Annotated in this window: 18 protein-coding genes; 8 read left to right on the top strand and 10 right to left on the bottom strand. The window is 31.1% G+C overall.

Annotation, left to right across the window (positions count from 1 at the left end; all coding sequences use genetic code 11):
* Positions 1–12 precede the first annotated feature (12 nt).
* The 3 genes from NEF87_RS04375 to NEF87_RS04365 are packed head-to-tail and all read right to left on the bottom strand — an operon-like array spanning position 13 to position 3,164.
* Positions 13–1,209 carry a two-component system sensor histidine kinase NtrB gene (locus NEF87_RS04375; RefSeq protein WP_457918813.1) on the bottom strand — a complete coding sequence of 399 codons (1,197 nt, stop codon included), beginning with the start codon at positions 1,207–1,209 and terminating at the stop codon, positions 13–15.
* A 28-nt stretch (positions 1,210–1,237) separates the two neighbouring features.
* Positions 1,238–2,881, bottom strand: coding sequence for a methyl-accepting chemotaxis protein (locus NEF87_RS04370; RefSeq protein ID WP_457918812.1), 1,644 nt, complete (start codon positions 2,879–2,881; stop codon positions 1,238–1,240).
* Positions 2,859–3,164 (bottom strand): hypothetical protein, encoded by a 306-nt coding sequence (locus NEF87_RS04365; protein ID WP_457918811.1) that lies wholly within the window; start codon positions 3,162–3,164, stop codon positions 2,859–2,861. Before NEF87_RS04365 ends, NEF87_RS04370 begins: the two co-directional genes overlap by 23 nt.
* A 303-nt stretch (positions 3,165–3,467) precedes the next feature.
* Here NEF87_RS04365 and NEF87_RS04360 point away from each other — a divergent pair, with 303 nt between their 5' ends.
* Positions 3,468–3,887 (top strand): DUF1801 domain-containing protein, encoded by a 420-nt coding sequence (locus NEF87_RS04360; protein WP_457918810.1) that lies wholly within the window; start codon positions 3,468–3,470, stop codon positions 3,885–3,887.
* Positions 3,888–4,246: 359 nt separating this feature from the next.
* Here the strand turns inward: NEF87_RS04360 and NEF87_RS04355 are convergent, their stop codons facing one another.
* Positions 4,247–4,786 carry a hypothetical protein gene (locus tag NEF87_RS04355; RefSeq protein ID WP_457918809.1) on the bottom strand — a complete coding sequence of 180 codons (540 nt, stop codon included), beginning with the start codon at positions 4,784–4,786 and terminating at the stop codon, positions 4,247–4,249.
* Positions 4,773–5,300: a hypothetical protein gene (locus NEF87_RS04350; RefSeq protein ID WP_457918808.1), complete on the bottom strand. Its 528-nt coding sequence runs from the start codon at positions 5,298–5,300 to the stop codon at positions 4,773–4,775. Before NEF87_RS04350 ends, NEF87_RS04355 begins: the two co-directional genes overlap by 14 nt.
* 142 nt (positions 5,301–5,442) lie before the next feature.
* On the opposite strand from NEF87_RS04350, the gene NEF87_RS04345 reads away from it, so the two are divergent.
* Both NEF87_RS04345 and NEF87_RS04340 read left to right on the top strand, forming a co-directional pair.
* The gene (locus NEF87_RS04345; RefSeq protein ID WP_457918807.1) at positions 5,443–6,357 is read left to right on the top strand and encodes an ABC transporter ATP-binding protein; all 915 of its coding nucleotides are present in this window, start codon (positions 5,443–5,445) and stop codon (positions 6,355–6,357) included.
* A 3-nt stretch (positions 6,358–6,360) separates the two neighbouring features.
* On the top strand, positions 6,361–7,170 hold the full coding sequence (locus NEF87_RS04340) for an ABC transporter permease subunit (protein ID WP_457918806.1): 810 nt from the start codon (positions 6,361–6,363) through the stop codon (positions 7,168–7,170).
* A 341-nt stretch (positions 7,171–7,511) separates the two neighbouring features.
* Here the strand turns inward: NEF87_RS04340 and NEF87_RS04335 are convergent, their stop codons facing one another.
* Both NEF87_RS04335 and NEF87_RS04330 read right to left on the bottom strand, forming a co-directional pair.
* On the bottom strand, positions 7,512–8,372 hold the full coding sequence (locus tag NEF87_RS04335) for an MBL fold metallo-hydrolase (protein ID WP_457918805.1): 861 nt from the start codon (positions 8,370–8,372) through the stop codon (positions 7,512–7,514).
* A 123-nt stretch (positions 8,373–8,495) separates the two neighbouring features.
* The gene (locus tag NEF87_RS04330) at positions 8,496–8,957 is read right to left on the bottom strand and encodes a hypothetical protein (RefSeq protein WP_457918804.1); all 462 of its coding nucleotides are present in this window, start codon (positions 8,955–8,957) and stop codon (positions 8,496–8,498) included.
* Positions 8,958–9,248: 291 nt separating this feature from the next.
* On the opposite strand from NEF87_RS04330, the gene NEF87_RS04325 reads away from it, so the two are divergent.
* Entirely contained in the window at positions 9,249–10,262 is a 1,014-nt protein-coding gene (locus tag NEF87_RS04325; protein WP_457918803.1) for a hypothetical protein, read from the top strand.
* Positions 10,263–10,372: 110 nt separating this feature from the next.
* On the opposite strand, the gene NEF87_RS04320 is transcribed toward NEF87_RS04325, so the two are convergent.
* Positions 10,373–10,801: a winged helix-turn-helix transcriptional regulator gene (locus NEF87_RS04320; RefSeq protein WP_457918802.1), complete on the bottom strand. Its 429-nt coding sequence runs from the start codon at positions 10,799–10,801 to the stop codon at positions 10,373–10,375.
* A 120-nt stretch (positions 10,802–10,921) separates the two neighbouring features.
* Between NEF87_RS04320 and NEF87_RS04315 the strand changes: the two genes are divergently transcribed.
* Together NEF87_RS04315 and NEF87_RS04310 are read left to right on the top strand one after the other, a co-directional pair.
* A complete protein-coding gene (locus NEF87_RS04315) occupies positions 10,922–11,857 on the top strand; it encodes an alpha/beta fold hydrolase (protein WP_457918801.1) in 936 nt (311 codons plus the stop codon).
* Positions 11,858–11,888: 31 nt separating this feature from the next.
* The gene (locus NEF87_RS04310) at positions 11,889–12,518 is read left to right on the top strand and encodes a class I SAM-dependent methyltransferase (protein ID WP_457918800.1); all 630 of its coding nucleotides are present in this window, start codon (positions 11,889–11,891) and stop codon (positions 12,516–12,518) included.
* A gap of 7 nt (positions 12,519–12,525) precedes the next feature.
* On the opposite strand, the gene NEF87_RS04305 is transcribed toward NEF87_RS04310, so the two are convergent.
* On the bottom strand, positions 12,526–13,248 hold the full coding sequence (locus tag NEF87_RS04305) for a hypothetical protein (RefSeq protein ID WP_457918799.1): 723 nt from the start codon (positions 13,246–13,248) through the stop codon (positions 12,526–12,528).
* 107 nt (positions 13,249–13,355) lie between these two features.
* Positions 13,356–13,943, bottom strand: coding sequence for a hypothetical protein (locus tag NEF87_RS04300; protein WP_457918798.1), 588 nt, complete (start codon positions 13,941–13,943; stop codon positions 13,356–13,358).
* Positions 13,944–14,117: 174 nt separating this feature from the next.
* Here NEF87_RS04300 and NEF87_RS04295 point away from each other — a divergent pair, with 174 nt between their 5' ends.
* Both NEF87_RS04295 and NEF87_RS04290 read left to right on the top strand, forming a co-directional pair.
* Positions 14,118–14,540, top strand: a complete 423-nt coding sequence (locus tag NEF87_RS04295) for an ArsR/SmtB family transcription factor (protein WP_457918797.1) — start codon at positions 14,118–14,120, stop codon at positions 14,538–14,540.
* 45 nt (positions 14,541–14,585) lie between these two features.
* Positions 14,586–17,561 carry a PAS domain-containing sensor histidine kinase gene (locus NEF87_RS04290; RefSeq protein ID WP_457918796.1) on the top strand — a complete coding sequence of 992 codons (2,976 nt, stop codon included), beginning with the start codon at positions 14,586–14,588 and terminating at the stop codon, positions 17,559–17,561.
* Positions 17,562–17,564: the final 3 nt, after the last annotated feature.

The raw sequence follows: 17,564 nt of genomic DNA, 5'->3' as shown, positions 1-17,564 counted from the left end.
GCTATCTTCGTTCTACATCAATTTAGATGGAAAAAAGATGTGAAAACAAGATCCTTTGTTAATTTCTGATTCCACTCGAATATCTCCATCATAATTTTCAACAATTTGCTTACACAAAGCAAGACCAATTCCATTTCCTTCATTTTTAGTGGAAAAGTAGAGATTAAAGATTCTTGAGAGATTTGATGCAGGGATGCCTTCTCCAGTATCTCTTATTGAAAAGGAAACATATTTTCCAGGTAGTAAATTCCATTTATTCAAAGGTAATAAGGAAATATTTTTTGCAGTGAAAATAATTTTCTTATCTTGGGGTTTTGCTTGTATTGCATTGATGGTAATATTTTGAAATACTCTTGCAATTTGTGCCAAATTGACTTTGATTGGTTCCAATAATTCATCAATATCAAAAACTGGGCTGATATCTGTTCCACTAAGGGAGAATTTTGCAATTTTCCTGAAAATTTCTCCAACTGGAACGGGATTCTTTATTATATCTCCCGTTTTAGCAAAATTTAGAAGCTGCGATGTTAAGTTTGTTGCTTGCTCTATTCCCAGTTCTGCATCTTTTAGCAAGTTCTGTTGGTCTACAGTTAAATTTAAATTTTCTTCTAGTTGAATTAATGATACATTGCCTGAAATAGTTGTGAGAGTATTATTAAGATCGTGAGCAATTCCTCCAGCTAAATGGGATAATATGTTATTCTTGCTTTGGTTTAATAATGCGGTTTTCTTCTTAAATTGATTGTTTGGTTCTAAACATTTTGTAGTATGTTTCTCGTCAAATGTCGCAATACCGTAATATTGATTTTCGAATACAACCCATGTCAGGTTAAAGGTCAAATCAATATAGTTTTGCTCTCCTGTAAGAAATATTGAATGATTTTTTTGTGTTAATTCTTCAACGATATTTTTTTTTTGGAAAATTTTTGGTTTCAATTCATTTTCAATCCACGCTAAAGATGAAACGCCATCATGTTGATAATTTATGGTTAAATCTGCCAAACGAGTACCGATCAATTGTTCCTTTGGATAATTGAGCAATTTTTCAAAAGGTTGATTTGTATCTAGAATCACACATTTACTATTCATAATGCATCCAGGTATTCCCAGTAATTCAAAGAAACATGTTGAAATAGGTGAGAATTTGTCGAATCCATGAATTGAAATCTCAGCGCTGATCGGTTTTTTTTTTTCCACATTAATTTGCATTTTTTTTCCCCCAAATTGAAAAAAAAGCTTAGAGATTGGTTATTTCCTCAAACAAGTGTCTAGTTGTTGATTCTAATTGGAGTGTATTTGAATTTACTTTTTCAATTTCAGAACTTATTTCTATAGCTGAAGTTGAAAATTCTTGAGCAGTTCCAGATGTTTGTTGAACTACTGCATTAATTTGTGTGAAGTTATTAGCGATTACATCAATAAATTGATCTGTCGTAAAAATTTTTTGAGCAGTTTGGTTCACACTTTCATCGATTTTGTCTATACTTTTAAATAAGCTAATAAATTCTTGATTTGCTTTGGATAGTGACTGTTCTCCCGTTAATATAGAATCGAGTGTGGCTTCTGAACTTAATGCTGCATTTTCAACTTCTTCCTGAATATCCAATATTAATTGATTGATTTGCTCTCCTGCATCCTTTGAATCTTCCGCTAGCTTTCTGACTTGTTCTGCAACAACTGCAAATCCTTTTCCTGCATCACCTGCCCTAGCTGCCTCTATAGCTGCATTCAACGCTAATAAATTCGTTTCATTTGCAATTGATGTAATTACTTCAACTATCTTGGTTATTCCTTGACTTTTATCTAAGAGGTTTGCAAGGATTGCAGATAATGTTTGAGAATTTTCATTTATTGTGTTGATTTTCGATGAAACCGTTTTAATTTGCTCATTACTCTGCTCTGCGAGTAATTTTGTTTCCATTGTTATGGCTGCAACTTCTTGGTTAACAGAAACCACTTCTTCACTTAAATTCTTCACATTTGTGATGGCTGTTCCTATTTCTCCCATTGTGGATGATTGAGTGCTTGCACCTTTAGCTAAATCTTCTGAATTGATTGATAGTGTGTTTAAAGATGAATATAATTGATCAGTAGATGCAGACATATGTTGAGCCATTGATGATACTTCTTCAGCAACTTTTTGTATAGAGTTTGTCATAGTTCTGTTTTTTCTTTCATCAATAATCGTAGCTAAGTACCCCAATTTTTGTCCATCTTTGGAAATTAATGGATTTATGTAAATTTTTGCGAATAAATTGGGATTTCCTGAGTAATTGTTTAAAGTGCATGAAATTCCATCAACTTTTTTATAACGGTTTAAATCTGAAATAACTTTCTTCCCATCGTCCATATTCGCAAATAATTTTGATAATGGGTGGTTTAAGTAATAGCTTGAATTGAAACCGGTTATGCTTTTTAAATTTGTCCCAACCTGAATAATTTGATAATCCGAAGAAAGGCTTATTAGGGGGGATGATGAATTATTGACAAGTAATCGATTATATTCTAATTCCGAATTGATTCGGGTGATCATTTTATTAAGACTTTGTGAAAGGATTAGTAATTCTCCTTTTGCAGTTATTTCTTGCGTTGATTCTGAAGAGCTTTCTCCATCTGCAATTTTTTGCGCCATTTGAGTGAGTGTATTTACTGGTTTAGCAATATTGTTGGAAATTGCATATATTATTAATCCCAAACTTAATGGTATCAATACTCCATTGCCAATTACTAAGGGAAGTAAGATATCTCCTGTAGAATACGTGCCAATAAAATAAGTTATGGTCATGGCTATTGCAAAGACTAAGAATGCTGGGATTACAAAGTTAAGGAGCATCTGTACTCTAATATTTTGTAATTTTTTAATTAGTTGTGCTGATTTCATAAGTAATACCTTTTATTTGATGGTATAGGGATTGATTTGTTCTATGAAGATTATTAAGAAAGTGATCAATTGCTTTTACCGCTTCACTTAGACTTGGAAAAGTATCTTGTTTTAAATTTTTGTCTTGAATTTCAAGATAAATTTCATTGTGTTTATATTTTGCCGCAGTGTGGGCAAGATTTTCTAAGGATTCATCAAACGAAATGTATTGATGAGGTTTGGAAGAATAAAAAAGGGATTCACCATGAAGTTGAATATTATCTTTTGATTGATTCATGCTCATTATTTGCAATTCCTTGAATTATTTGATGTAAACACTCTTAATTTGGAAATTTTTTGTTTTCAAAAGATCAAAAGTGTTTATTAAAAAACATATTCACTTAGTTTTAAATTTATCGAATTGTAAATATGTAAATATGTTAGAATGTTTAACCAAAACAATCTTCGAAAAAAAAGAAGTTAAATTCTTAAAAAATGTGTCGAGAATTAAACCTTCTTTAAAACTTTTATTTCAAAAGAATAGGAATTATTATCATTATTATCAAAAATCGTTCATCTTTTTAGCTTTAATTCGATAATTGATGTAATGGCTGTATTAAAAACAAAGGCGAATGATAAAAATGTTCAAGCTTTTTTGGATACTATTCAAAACCCTCAAAAAAAACAAGATAGCCTTGTAATTATGCAAATACTGCAAGAAAAATCTGGAAATGAACCCATAATGTGGGGGAATTCCATTATTGGTTATGGTAAATATCATTATAAATATAAAACTGGACGGGAAGGGGATTGGATGCGCATAGCTTTCTCACCCCGAAAGCAAAATTTAACATTGTACATTATGGACGGTTTTGAAACACATAAAGAGCTTTTAAATAAGCTGGGAAAGTTCAAAATTGGAAAATCGTGTCTTTATATTAAGAAACTTGCTGATATCGACAATAAAATACTCTCCCAATTAGTCGAACAATCTCTTCATAATATGAATACCAGATATCCGGAATGATTGTTGAAATATAAAATGAATGCGTAAGAATTTTCAATAATACATTTATATGAATGCTCTGAGAAATGCTACTAAGAAAAGTTTATCCAATAAGTTATAAATCATCTGTTAGTGCTCTTAAAACTCTACTTCTATTGGTGATATAGAACTCCAAGAAAAATATTGAAGTTATTCCTTTGCTTTAATCAGATATGGAAAAATTATTCTCCTTATTTGGGGATCATTCATAGCTGTTAAATTCAGATCTATTCTTTCCAAATCCCTAATATTAGATAATTTCAAAAAAGGATTTTGAAGAAATTAATCCTTACTTAAAAAAAGTGATAAGTACCTTAAATTGAAGGCGATTTCTTAATTGATTATTGTTTTTTCATGAAATCTCTTAATTCATTTTCCAAAATTGCCATAAATTTGGGAACTGATGTCATTAGGGTTGCTAACTGAGATGTAATGGAATAAACTCTATTAAATCCTTCAAGGTCTTTCATATTTTCCTTATTTTTTTCTAGTTCATCTAAAATCATCTTCAGTTCATCGGATACACCTTCTATCATTTTGCCAGAGCTCAAAATGTAGGCGGGGGAACCATAAGGTAATTTTTCCATTTTATAAATATGTTTATGGGTCCCTGGAATGAGTTCTTTTACAATTACTTTCATATCTATTAGCTGTCGAACTGTTTTTGAGATAGTTCCGGCTGAATATTTAGTCAATTTTTGCAAATCTTGTTGTGTTAGTTCCTTACGGGTATAAAAAGTGGACATAACCTTCGATACTATAGGATCCCGACCGCTGACATTGACCATCCCATCTTCAAGAAAATCCAATAGATCTTTTTCAATTTGGACAATTTCTGGATCAAATCCATGGGGATCTTGCTCAATCTTATTTGAGTTCATTGGTATTCACTTTTTTCTCAGGAGGAGAAATAGATGTTTGATATTTTCGTATAATATGGTCGTATGCAGGTAAAATTATTTTCATTTTTTGAATGAAATCTTGTATGTTTTTATATCCCTTTTTATCTTTCATATCTTTTTGATTTAATTGAGTTTCTACTTCTTTCAATTTATCGGAAATAGATGAGAAATAACTCCCAATATTCGCAGTTGATCCCCCGAGTATTGATTGGAGAGTTCCTTTTAATTGATAAACAAATTGATGAGATTCAGAATCATATTGTTTTTGAAGAACGTTGTCGTTTACTAATTTGTTTAGAGAGGTAGAAATTGTACCTCGAGAAAAATGAGTAATTTTTTGCAATTTTTTTTGAGTGATGTTTTCCCGAACATACGCATACGCAGCAATGATCGAAAATTTTGATGATCGACCTTTTTGATAGCTCAGTTTGGTGATGATTTCTATCAGCTTACTTTCTATATCTCTAAAAATAAGCTCCTTTTTTTCTGTCATGCCTATAAAGAATATAAAATACCACAATTTAAGTGTTTTCAATATTCGTGAAATTTGAATAGTATTAAATATTAATATTATCTAATATATTTTGAAGATTTCAATTTTCACGAATATTGAATTTGGAGTTGGGTGAAAACATATGAGTATAATTGACTGTAAAAATCTCTCAAAATTTTATGGAAAGCAGCGAGGAATCGAAAATTTAAACCTGGAAGTAAAAAAAGGGGAAATATTTGGATTCTTAGGTCCTAATGGTGCAGGAAAAACAACCACGATTCGAGTTTTACTCGGGTTTTTGCATAAAACTTCGGGGGATGGGTCTGTTCTAGGATTAGATATCACAAAAGAATCTATTGAGATCCGAAAAAAAATTGCCTATCTTCCCGGGGAATTAGGTTTGTATACTGAAATGACAGGACGTCAAAATCTTAAGTATCTATTATCATTGTATGATGTGGATGTGGAATGGGAAACCATTGAAAAACTGGCTAAAAGACTAAATTTTGATATGGATAAAAAAGTGAGGGATTTGAGTAAAGGAAATAAACAAAAGATAGGAAATATCTTGGTTTTAGCCCCCGATGTTGAACTGTATATTCTTGATGAACCCACGAGTGGTTTAGATCCCTTAATGCAAATAGAATTTTACAAAATCCTTCATGAACGTCAGCAAGAAACTGGAGCCACGGTATTCTTATCATCTCACCTTCTCCCAGAAGTTGAAAAAGTTGCCGATCGTGTTGGCATTATTCGAGATGGGAGGCTTGTAGAAGTTGCATCTATTTCAGAATTAAAAAAACTCGCTCTGAAACGAATTGAATTATATTCCAATTCCCCAGAAATCATTGCAGATAAATTACCTGTAGAATTTGTGCGATCTTTAAGCATTAAAGATTCTCATTTGAGTTTTGTATGCTCAACTGCAAACTTGCCTATCATACTTCAAAATCTTTCCAATGCTTCGTTTGACGATTTAAACATCACAAGCCCTGCATTAGAAGATATTTTCATGAAATATTACATGAAAGATCAAGAATTAGGAAAGGAGGCCTAATTAATGGAAATTCTTAGTGTCTTAAAATTTGAAATTCATAGAAATATCAAGTCTATTCTAATATTTGCGGGCGTTATTGGGGGATTCATATTGTTGATGAGTTCAATCTTTGAACCTGCATTTTTCGCTGAATATAATGATATCATGTCAACAATCTCTCCTGAAGTTCTTGAATTGATCGGGGGTATTGTAGATATGTCTACGTTTGAAGGCTTTTTCAACCTTTATATCTTTGAATTTGCTTGGATGTGGTATGGGCTCTACATTATTTTAATTGTGGCTCAAGATATCCCAGAAGAACTTGAAAAGAAAACCATTGATTTAGTCCTTTCAAAACCTGTGAAAAGATGGGAATTTGTGGTGGGAAAGCAATTGCGCCATCTCATGACAATTCTGACTGTGTTAGTGTTCTCGGTAGTATTTACTTTATTCGCAATTCTCATAAATCCAAATATAATTGTTGCAGAAGTCGATATAGGAGGATTCATTGTATGTTTTGTGTGGTTAGGGGTGCTTCTATTTGCAATTGAAAGCACGGTTGTTCTAATTTCAACCATCTTTGATAGAAAAAAATCAACAGCAGTAGGATTTGCAATAGTTATGGGATTATGGTTTCTCTCGGCATATTCTGGAAGTATTCCCGTTGACAATATTGAATATCTAAGCTTCTTTACCTATTTTGACTCCAGATCTGTTCTAATCGATCAAGATTTTACTGGGACGCTTGGAAATATTTTAATATTATTTGGATATTCATTAATCTTAAGTTTGCTCGCGAATATCTACTTCACCAAGCGTGATATCCCTGTTTAAACCAAAAAATTCCTTTTTTTCATTTTCATGTTATCTGGATGTTTTCTAGATCTTTTTAGGATTTTATATAGTCAAATTTCAAAATATACTAGGATAAATGATGGAATCTAAAACAAGAGAATTTAGTCCCAAAAATATAATGAAAGGTTCTCAATCTTTATATTATGGATCTCCACTTTCAATTCGAATTTCCAGGCTTAAAGCGATACAAAAACTTCCTATTGGTGCAATGAAAGGGCGTAAATTTCCGAATTGTAGACTTTGTTCGCAATTATCAGAAGATGGGTGTTGTAAATGTTCTGCTGGTTGTGTTCTTCTCCTTAATAATTAAAATTAAAAAATCAAATTTCAAAAGATAATTGTGTACCAACAGGGCATGATGAAACTCTTTCTGATCCGAATTTTTCTTTGAATTTTGTTTGTGCATTGGTTCCGGTGCAGTGATTGAGATAAAAATGTTCAATTTGATATTTATTTTCTATTTTTTGCATAATCGCGTCGATATCTTCAGGTGAAGATGTAAATAAATGTGTTCCTCCAATTATGGTTGAGATTTTTTTTCCAGATGCTTTAAATTGATCATGAACATGTTCAATTGTATTGAGTAATCCTGCATGCATACAACCCCCAATTATTATCAATCCCTCCTTCGCTTCTAATATCAAGGATAGATCATCTAACAACGGATCTCGCTTCCAAGTGTTGTTTATTTTATGTATCAATCCTTTTTTTGTACCATCCTTCTCTTTACGCTTCAAAATTTCTCCTGTTGTCCATAATTTATCATGGATTTCCACTGGATCAGTGTTTAAATGTACTTGATATTTATTTGGATCGATTTGATCCATGTTTGGATATGTCATGTTGAGTTGAATAGGTCCCAAAATTTTCTGTTTCTTTGGTTCAGTCATACTAGGATGCCCATAAATGGATAAAGGTTTTGTTATTGTTCTGTTCTTAAGAAAGAGGGGTAAACTTCCTGTATGGTCTCGATGTCCATGGGAAAAAACGACCGAAGAAATTTCATTGGGAGAATGGCCCAAGTGGGTTAAGTTTTGCAAGAATATTTTCCCTTTCCAGCCAAGATCAAATAGGATCTTATCATCAGGATATTCAATAAGAAAGGAATTTCCCCATGCTCCCTTTAAGTGCAATTCCTTTTGCCCCTTATTTGTATAAACATTGGTTATCTTAACTTGCATAAATAGACGTACGTTTTTTCTCCTTAAATTTTCATCCCCAAATTTTTTTTTATATCGATGGATAATATCAGGGGGGAGTGATGAGTGAAGATTTAGTTGATAGAAAAGAAATATTGAAAAAATTCAGAAAAAATTGGAATCGAATATTGATTTTCTTGTAAAAAAGCATCCTTGATAATCCAACCATCTCTTTTTTTTAATTTCTATTGTTTTGGAAAAAAAATCCCCGAATTCTTCTAACAGAGTTTGTAGTGGGATAGAAAAGGAATTTCTAATTATGATAATAGATTTCATTTGAAGCGAGAAGAAGAAATATTTAATCATTTCCTCGATTGTTTCCTCTAATAAATTTTCTTTCACATCGAAAATAGTTTCATTAAAGCTCATGGTTATCTGTTGTTTTATCGCATTATTATGTATCTCATCATAATGAAGTGAAAATGCCCTATTAATTCCTTGATTAAATAGATTCTTTTTTTTATTTTTTAGCAATTTTGAAGTCGTTAATAAATCAAAAGATTGCGTTATTTCTTTTAACTTTACATTGCCTCCATTGTCTAAAGATTCATTCTTTTGTATAAGCATGAAGATATTCTCCTATTTAACCAAAGGTGATAACAGATTCCTAAAATAATTAAGGAAACATCGAAATTTAAACTTTAGCATTTTATTCGAAATGAGATATTCTTGATTTTATTTACGATAAATCTTATAAAACTCTAAATATTTCTTTAAATTGAGAATAAGAAAATTATGACAGCATTAATCAAAAGGTAATTAAATTTATAAACTTAAAACACATTAATTTAATTGTATGCTTATATAAAATTGTATTTACTTTCCAAATAAAATGTACAAATAAAAAAACTGATTATTATGATTGAGGAAATCCATTATTTCCATGAAAAAATTAGAAAATATGAAAAAGAACTCATCGATTTCTATGTTGATATTAATTATTCCTATGGAAGGGCTAAAAAATGTGTCGAGATTTATGCCTATTTCATGATACATAAGCGATTGAATCAACCTGTTCTAAAAAAACTAACTGGTTTTTCTAGAAGTACAATTTCAGCGATTCTTTTCGAGTTACTGGATTTGAAAGTTATAAAAACTGATGGTATTCATGATAAAATAAAAGAATATATCATTAATTATGACTATGGGCGGTTAATATTAGGAAATCAAGATCCACGAGTAAAAAATATCTCGTTTATGAAAAAATTCTTTAATGACGCTATCAACCAGAAAGAGAATCTATCTAATTCATTTGAAAAATCTCATTGGGTCAAGCGAATCAAAGATATTGAGTTTATTCATTGGTATTATTTTGAGGAATTACACAAACAAAACAAAAAGTGGGATTTTATTCAAATTAATCTCTCACCACTTGTAGAAGAGTATGAATTTTCTCCGGAATTTGTGTCCATCGAAGCTGAATTTCATCAACAATTGATCGACATAGATTATTTTCAAGAAAATGATGAAAAAATGACTTGGTTGAATTGTTATTTCTTAACTCGTGAATGTTTGAGTTTAGCACAACTTGAACAATTGACTCAATATGATCGAAGAACTATTCTGAGACGCTTGGATGAATTGATTGATGTTGGGCTTATAACTTATGATCTTCATACAAAAGCTTATCGGATGCATTCGGTAACTCATAGTTTTGGAAAAACAGAGCGTAATTTGTTAAAAAAACTTGAACAATACAAGACCAAATTTTCTCAATATTTTAATGATTTTTCTCAGAAAACTTCGGAATTGAATGTCTATCATGGATATCATTATATTGTTGTCCAGCTAATGCATATACTTAACGATATTGAAAAACGTACTAAATATTACTCCGCAATACCGTTGATTATGGATGAAAGCCTTATTTAAAATAACTAAGCAATTTTTTTCCAGAAATTATGGAAAGAGTATGTCCATAAGTTAATTTTCCTTGCTCCCACCCGCAAAAACTAAATTGTTTTTCAATCAATTGTACAATTCTATTTTGATTTGATATCGGCTAAATAGAAAACCAATAGCATTGATAACTCTATAAATCCCATTCCTTCTTTTGATAGAGAATAGTTCACCGTAGGGGGGCGGGTATCTTGTAATTCTCGCGTGATTAATTTATATTCTTGCAATTGTTTCAGACAATCAGAGAGTGTCCGGGAAGATAAATCATTTAAATGTCGGCGGAGATCATTAAAAGTTAACATTGAATGAAGTCTCAATTGATACAGGATATCGACATTCCATTTTCGGGATATAAAGCGAAAAATATTCAAAAACCATTGTACTTCCAATTCTTGACGCTCATCCGTATGATCTTTTGTTAAAGTATGCTTTTCAATGAGGGTTCGAATTGTTTTTTGGGAATCCATAATGATTTTTTCAATTGGTTCCCATTCAGTTTTATCAAATATCATATAAGAGATTTGGGTATTCATTACCTTAATATTTTGTAATTTAATCTAGTGTAAAAAAAAACACTAAGTTCTAATCTTCTCACTGGTGTGCTTAAATATCTGCTTTTATGTAATAATGATATGGCAACATATCATTCAAACCAAAATAACTACTGGTATCAATATATTCGACATGAAGATCCAAAAAAAATCGAAGCTGCACTTCATGAAGAATTTATTTCCACAAAACACGACAAAATCCATTTGGATATATTCGGTCATGATTTGGGAAATAATTCCAAAGGGAATGTTATAATGATCCATGGAACATCTGTTTACAGTCGGTTTTATGCGGAATTTGCATATTTACTCAAAAGTAATGGATTTCGAGTATTTGTACCTGATCTACCGGGCCATGGTCAAAGTTCAGGAATTCGTGGACATTTTACTATGAAAAAAATTACGGATTCCATAGAATTCATTACAGCTCATATTAAGGAGAGATATCCTGGGAAAATTGCGATTATGGGTTCAAGTTTGGGTGGCATTTCCTCCCTCTATGCCGTTGCTGCAAATTCCAAAATTGATCTTGCTATCTGTCACAATGCAGCTATTTTTAATGAAGGTCATCACAAAGAGATCATAAAAATTGGTGCATTTTTACGTCTGATAGTTCCCTTAGTGCCCTTCTTCGCCAAAATTTTCCCGAAATTAAAAATGTCTGTGTTTAAGTACCTACCTAAGAAGTCACTTGTAAGTACAGAGTATGGATCCAAGTTATTTGATAATTTAATTCAAGATCCACTCATAGCATCGAAATATACTCTCATTAGTCTCAAGACTCAAATAGTTGAAGCTCCAAAATGTCCTCCAGAAGAAATTCAAATTCCAATAATGTTCATAAATGGTGAGAACGACAAACTGTTCAGCGTAACTTTTCTGAAAGCTTTATTTCAGCGACTCCCTAATCAAGAAAACGAATTTCAAGTAATAGAAGGTGCAGATCATCTCATCTTTCAAGAAAATACTACTGAAGTTGTATCTCGGGTCATTCCATTTCTGTCAAAGCATCTTTGATTTTTTTTCACATATTGAATGAGGGAGTAAAATGGTAAATTTATTGTGGAAATTGATGGCAAAGAGGTATGATAGGCAATTTAAATCACTATACAAATCTATTATTCCTCTTATCACTGGTTCGGTATCCTATGAAGATAACGTGATTGAACTTGGATGTGGATCTGGGTTAATTAGTATCCCTGTTCTGTCCATTGTTAAAAAATTCATTGGGATTGATTTGGATGAAAAGATGATTAAAGTTGCAAATCGAAAGTTAGAGCTATTGGACGATCCTTCTTTGGATGCACAATTTATTGTTTCAGATGCTTCAAACCCTACTTTAGATGATTTAGCGATGAAATATGATAAAATAATTGTAGTAAATCTTTTACATGTCGTAGAATCACCTTCAGAAATATTATTGGAAGCAAAATCTATGTTAAAACGAAATGGTCAGATATTGGTGGTCGATTTTTGCCATGGGGAAAAAATGGGCTTTAAATATGCTCTCATGTCAAAATTAATGAATTTAGGGGCAAAGATAGGCTTGATGGAAAAACTCTGGCGATTTACATTTTCAGATATAAGAAAACTAATTGAAAAAGTGGGTTTAAAAATTAAGCAGCAAGAAATATTTCATGCTAAATTCCCATTTGTTTTTATGAAAATTGGATTTTAGAGCAATTTCATTTTTTCTTTTTCATCAATAAGTTTATTCTGGTTTGCTCTTCTTTAAGGAGCAGGAGCAAGCTTTGAATTAAAAATGATAGCAACTGCGCATAAACGATAATTTTTTGAGCAATGCAATGTATTTCATTCGTTGCAGGGATAATTCGAAAAAGGAATAGAAGATAAACACCCTGTATCAAGACTACAATTTGGAAAATAAAAGGTAAGATTTTGGATAACTTTGTCTTTTTCAATAGATAAATTATCCAAATTTGGAAGAAAAATAATCCAACAAATGCAACATCTTGAAATAGCGTGTGTAAGACTATTGCCCATGGCAAATTTTTAGGTGTTAATCCAACAAAACTAAAATTTAACGCAGCAATAATGCCTAAGATCTGAAGCTGTTTCATTTTTTTCTTTTCAATGGATATATTGGCACTTATTAACCTTGTAATTATAAGTATAAATGGAATCAGTGATATTCCTGCAAGAATCAAAGAAGAATTAAATAACAAGAAGGAAATTTTATTGGAAACTCCCGAATAGGATATTGTCATCCCTAAATCACTAAATTTATTTGAAATAAAAGAATAGCCCATATTTTGTGGGTTTTCTAAAGTTCCTCCAGAGTAATAATGCATAGCAAGAGAAGAAAAAATAAGAAAATTTATTATACCTAGCATAGTAAGAATTAAAAACCGAAATACTTGACTTGAAGTTCTCATGTCGTTTTTCATTTTCAAATTTTTAACGGAAACTAATTCTAATAAATTAGCATGATGATAACTAACACAAAAAAAAAATTTTTGGGATTGTCAAAAATTTTGGATAATCTAAGTTTTAATTAAGATACTAAGGTCAATAGTTGTTGGCAAATTTTATTGTCCAGTATTCCTTCTTTCATGCAAATATATTCTTGAATCCCCGAAGGCTCTGTCAAATCTAAAATAACTCTCTGGAAATCATTTAAAGTCTGAAAAAAATGTAAGAATCCATCTTCAATCTCTTCAGTCCAGACTTTTTCACCCAACATGTCAGAAAACCATTGTTTATATCGATAGGACTCACGCATGGGTTTTTTGAAATTTGTTCGATATCTTAATATGAGAAAAATATCATCCTTACACATATCCTCTTTGGATTGTAAAATAGATCGATTTTTTGACATATTTGATTGTAAGATTTTGGCTGCTCTTTCTAAAATTTTGAAATCGCGTCTATAAAACATGTGAAAGTAATCATAACTCGGAAAAGTAACCTTTATTGATGGATTTTCATGGGATCCGAACCATTCTATGGATATTTCTTCAATTGACGAAATACGCTCTATCAAAAGCATCAATATTTCCTTCTCATTTTGAGGGGATTTTTGCTTTGAAATGATAGATATTTCAACAAAAGGCTTACAAATTATTGATTCTATAGATTTCATAGTAAAACATATCTTTGATTGTTCGTTGCTTCAGAAATAATATCGACGTTTATGTCTTACAAAATACATATTTCTAAACAATGAAGATTGTGATGGCTTTTAAATTTTTTGCACATATTTATATATGTAAAAATTAAATAAATATATCAAACATAAAAGGAAATATTAACAAAAATGGATGAGCCAAAGAAAAAAAAAAGAAGTTCTGTTTTAAGAGATTTGAAAAAATTCCATCCAGAATCCAATGAAGTTGAATTATTGGAATATTTTTCCCAGAAACGTAAAAAATTTTTAGAAGATTCAGGCAAAATGTTAATTCATCAAGCATTTAGAGATGTTGGTGGGAATAAAGATCGTTTTAACATATTATATCATTTAGGAAAAGAAAACTATTCGGTTACTGAATTAGTGAATATTATCGGTAAATCTCAACCGACAATCTCACGTAATGTAAAGATTCTCGAAAAATCCCGACTTCTTGTAGCTCAGAAAGATGGAAAATATACTTTTTATATCCCAAACAAGCCAGTTATGGAAGAAATAAAACAATTCTTAAAAAATTGGATTCAAGAATCTCACAATGGCAAAATGGATTAATCCTTGTAAACAAAATTTTTTAAATGCAGTAGGGATGTTGAAAAATTGACAGATCCAAAAAAATCTCACACATCAATAACAAACTCTGAAGATATCAAATCAAAATTTTATCGATATCAAAGATTAGTTGAATTAAGTGGAGACATTATAATCGAAGTAAATTTGAAATGTCAACTGATTTATGCTAACCCATCTCTATATCATGTCTTAGGATATGCTTTAAGCAATTTTGACACATTATTCTTGGATGATATCATCCATGTTGATGATATAGATATATTTAATAATTCATACAATGAGTTCCAAAACGGTAAACTTACCGAATTTACTTGTAAATTCCGAGGAAAACATATTTTAGGTCACAGCTTGTGGTTACAAGGATCTTTCTCAAAGAATATTAATCAGAATGAACAACTCGTCTCCATCCTAGGAATAATCCGCAATATTGATAAACAAAAAACAATTCAAAATAAGCTAGTCAAGAGTGAAAAACAGTTTCGAGAAGTCTTGGATAATTCCCATGATATATCGTATCGTTTAAATTTAAAAACAGGACTGTATGATTATTTAAGTCCTGTTATTGAAATAGTAACCGGATATTCACTTAAAGAAGCAAGTAGAGATTTTATTTCAACAAAGATAAATAAAGAGGATATGCTCCGAAACCAAGAGAAATTAAAAAGAAAATTATCTCAAACTAAGCATGGCACTGTTTCTATGCAGAATGTTGCACGTTTTCAGTGTTCAAATGGAAAAATAAAGTGGTTTAGTGACAAATTTACTTACTATCAAGATAGACATGGCAATCCTCTCTATTCTGTCGGTTCTATACGAGATATTACTTCTTCAATTGAACAATTAGATGCTTTGAGGTTAAGTGAAGATAGATTCAAAGAAGTATTAGAAGGTTCAAGAACTATTTCTTATCATCTCAATCTTAAAACAGAAGAATATGAATACGTTGGTCCCATCATGGAAGAAATTACTGGATATAAGCAAGAACAAATAACTTATCCTTTTGTTCTAGCCCATATTCATCCCGATGATGCAAAAAAAAACATGGCAGAATTGAATTTTCATTTAACAAATTCAACTGCTTTGAAAATAAACTTGGTTCAAGATGCTCGGTTTCTTTGTAAAAATGGGGAATATAAGTGGTTCAGAGATGCATTGACTTTTATTCGGGATGGGAACGGAAATCCCATGGCTAGCATTGGCTCAATTCAAGACATTACAGAATCAAAACTCTTAGATATTGCGTATCGAAAAAGTGAAGAACGATATCGGATTATAATTGAGAATTTTCCCTTTCCCTTAGCTATAAGCGATAATCAAGACCACAATCTGTATGTAAATCCCAAATTTACTGAAACTTTTGGATATACTTTAGACGAAATTTCCACAACTGAAGATTGGGCCCATTTGGCTTATCCAGATGAAACCTATCGAAATTCAATTTTTGCACAATTAAATGAGGTAACTCATCAATTAAGCGAACCTCGTATTAATAATGTTCAATGTAAAAATGGTGATGTAAAATCTGTTATTCTTCGAGATATCAGCATTAGCGAATCTGAATTTATCACTATATTTGAAGATATCTCGGATAAAAAAAAAATTGAAAAAAAAATTCAACATGTACAACAACGATATCAGAAAATAGTGGAACATTTTCCCTTTCCAATTGTGGTAACTGGTTCCGAAAATGAGTTAAAATATATTAATCCGAAGTTTACAGAAATGTTTGGGTACACGCTCGAGGATATTCCAAACTCAGAAAAATGGATGGAATGTGCTTATCCAAATGAGAATTATCGAAAAAGTCTCCCGTTAAGAGCTAATTATTTGGATGAAGGTTTAAGTGAGATTCGTGAACGAATTGTTACTTGCAAAGATAATAGTGAAAAAATTGTACAATTTAGAGATCTAAAAATCGGGGATGGAGAAGAAGTTACTTTTTGTATAGATATAACATTCCAGCAAAAAGCTAGACTAATGCTTGAGAAAAGCGAACAAAAATTCCGGGAAGTATTGGAGCACTCAACTGATGCTGCCTACAAATTCAATTGTATTTCTGGAAAGTATGATTATATGAGTCCCGTTATTAAAAAAATATTTGGATATTCTCATCAAGAAATCGAATCTATGTCAAGCGATGAGATAAATCAATTAATTCATCCTGAAGATTTGAAAAATTTTAGGTTTCCTGAAGTTTCGTTAGAGACAAATCCAAATCTTCAAATATCTCATAATATTGAATACCGTTCACTTTCAAAACAAGGGTCATATTTCTGGATAGGTGATAATCACACCATTTTTAGGAATGATGCTGGAGAGTCGCAATACATTATAGGATCTTTGAGAAATATAACTGAAATAAAGAATCGAGAAAAAAAATTAAAACAAATTGTAAATGAAAAGAACATTCTCCTCAAAGAAGTTCATCATCGAGTGAAAAATAATCTTCAAATTATTACCAGCATGCTAAATTTGCAATCTGGCTATTATAAAGATCCCAATTTTGCTCGAATTGTCAAAAATAGTAAAAATCGAATCGAATCTATTTTAGTGGTATATGAGTCGTTGTATCTCTCAGAAAATTTTGAATCGATCAACTTCATTCGCTTTATTCAGACTTTACTTCGTAATCTTCTACGATCATATCATGTGGACCCCGCTCAAATTCAAAATGATGTGGAAGCAGATAATATCTGGTTGACCTTAGATCAATCAGTTCCTATCACTTTGATTATTAATGAAATTGTGTCAAATTCTCTTAAATATGCCTTTCCAGAGAAATCGCAAGGAAAAATTTCAATTCAATTCAAAAACCATCGTGATAAGAATATTTTAACTGTCGCTGATAATGGAATTGGAATTTCTCAATCTGTTGATCTAGCAAATCCAAATACATTTGGATTGCAATTGATTTCTATACTGACGGATCAAATCAAAGGACGCCTATCTCTAGATCTAAATCATGGTACCAAATATATCATAGAAATCCCCAATGAAAAATAATAA

Source organism: Candidatus Lokiarchaeum ossiferum (genome assembly GCA_025839675.1).
Classification (GTDB): Archaea; Asgardarchaeota; Lokiarchaeia; order Sigyniarchaeales; family Promethearchaeaceae; genus Lokiarchaeum; species Lokiarchaeum ossiferum.
The sequence above is the reverse complement of the archived record's forward strand: the minus strand, read 5'-3'. Positions and strand labels throughout refer to the sequence as shown.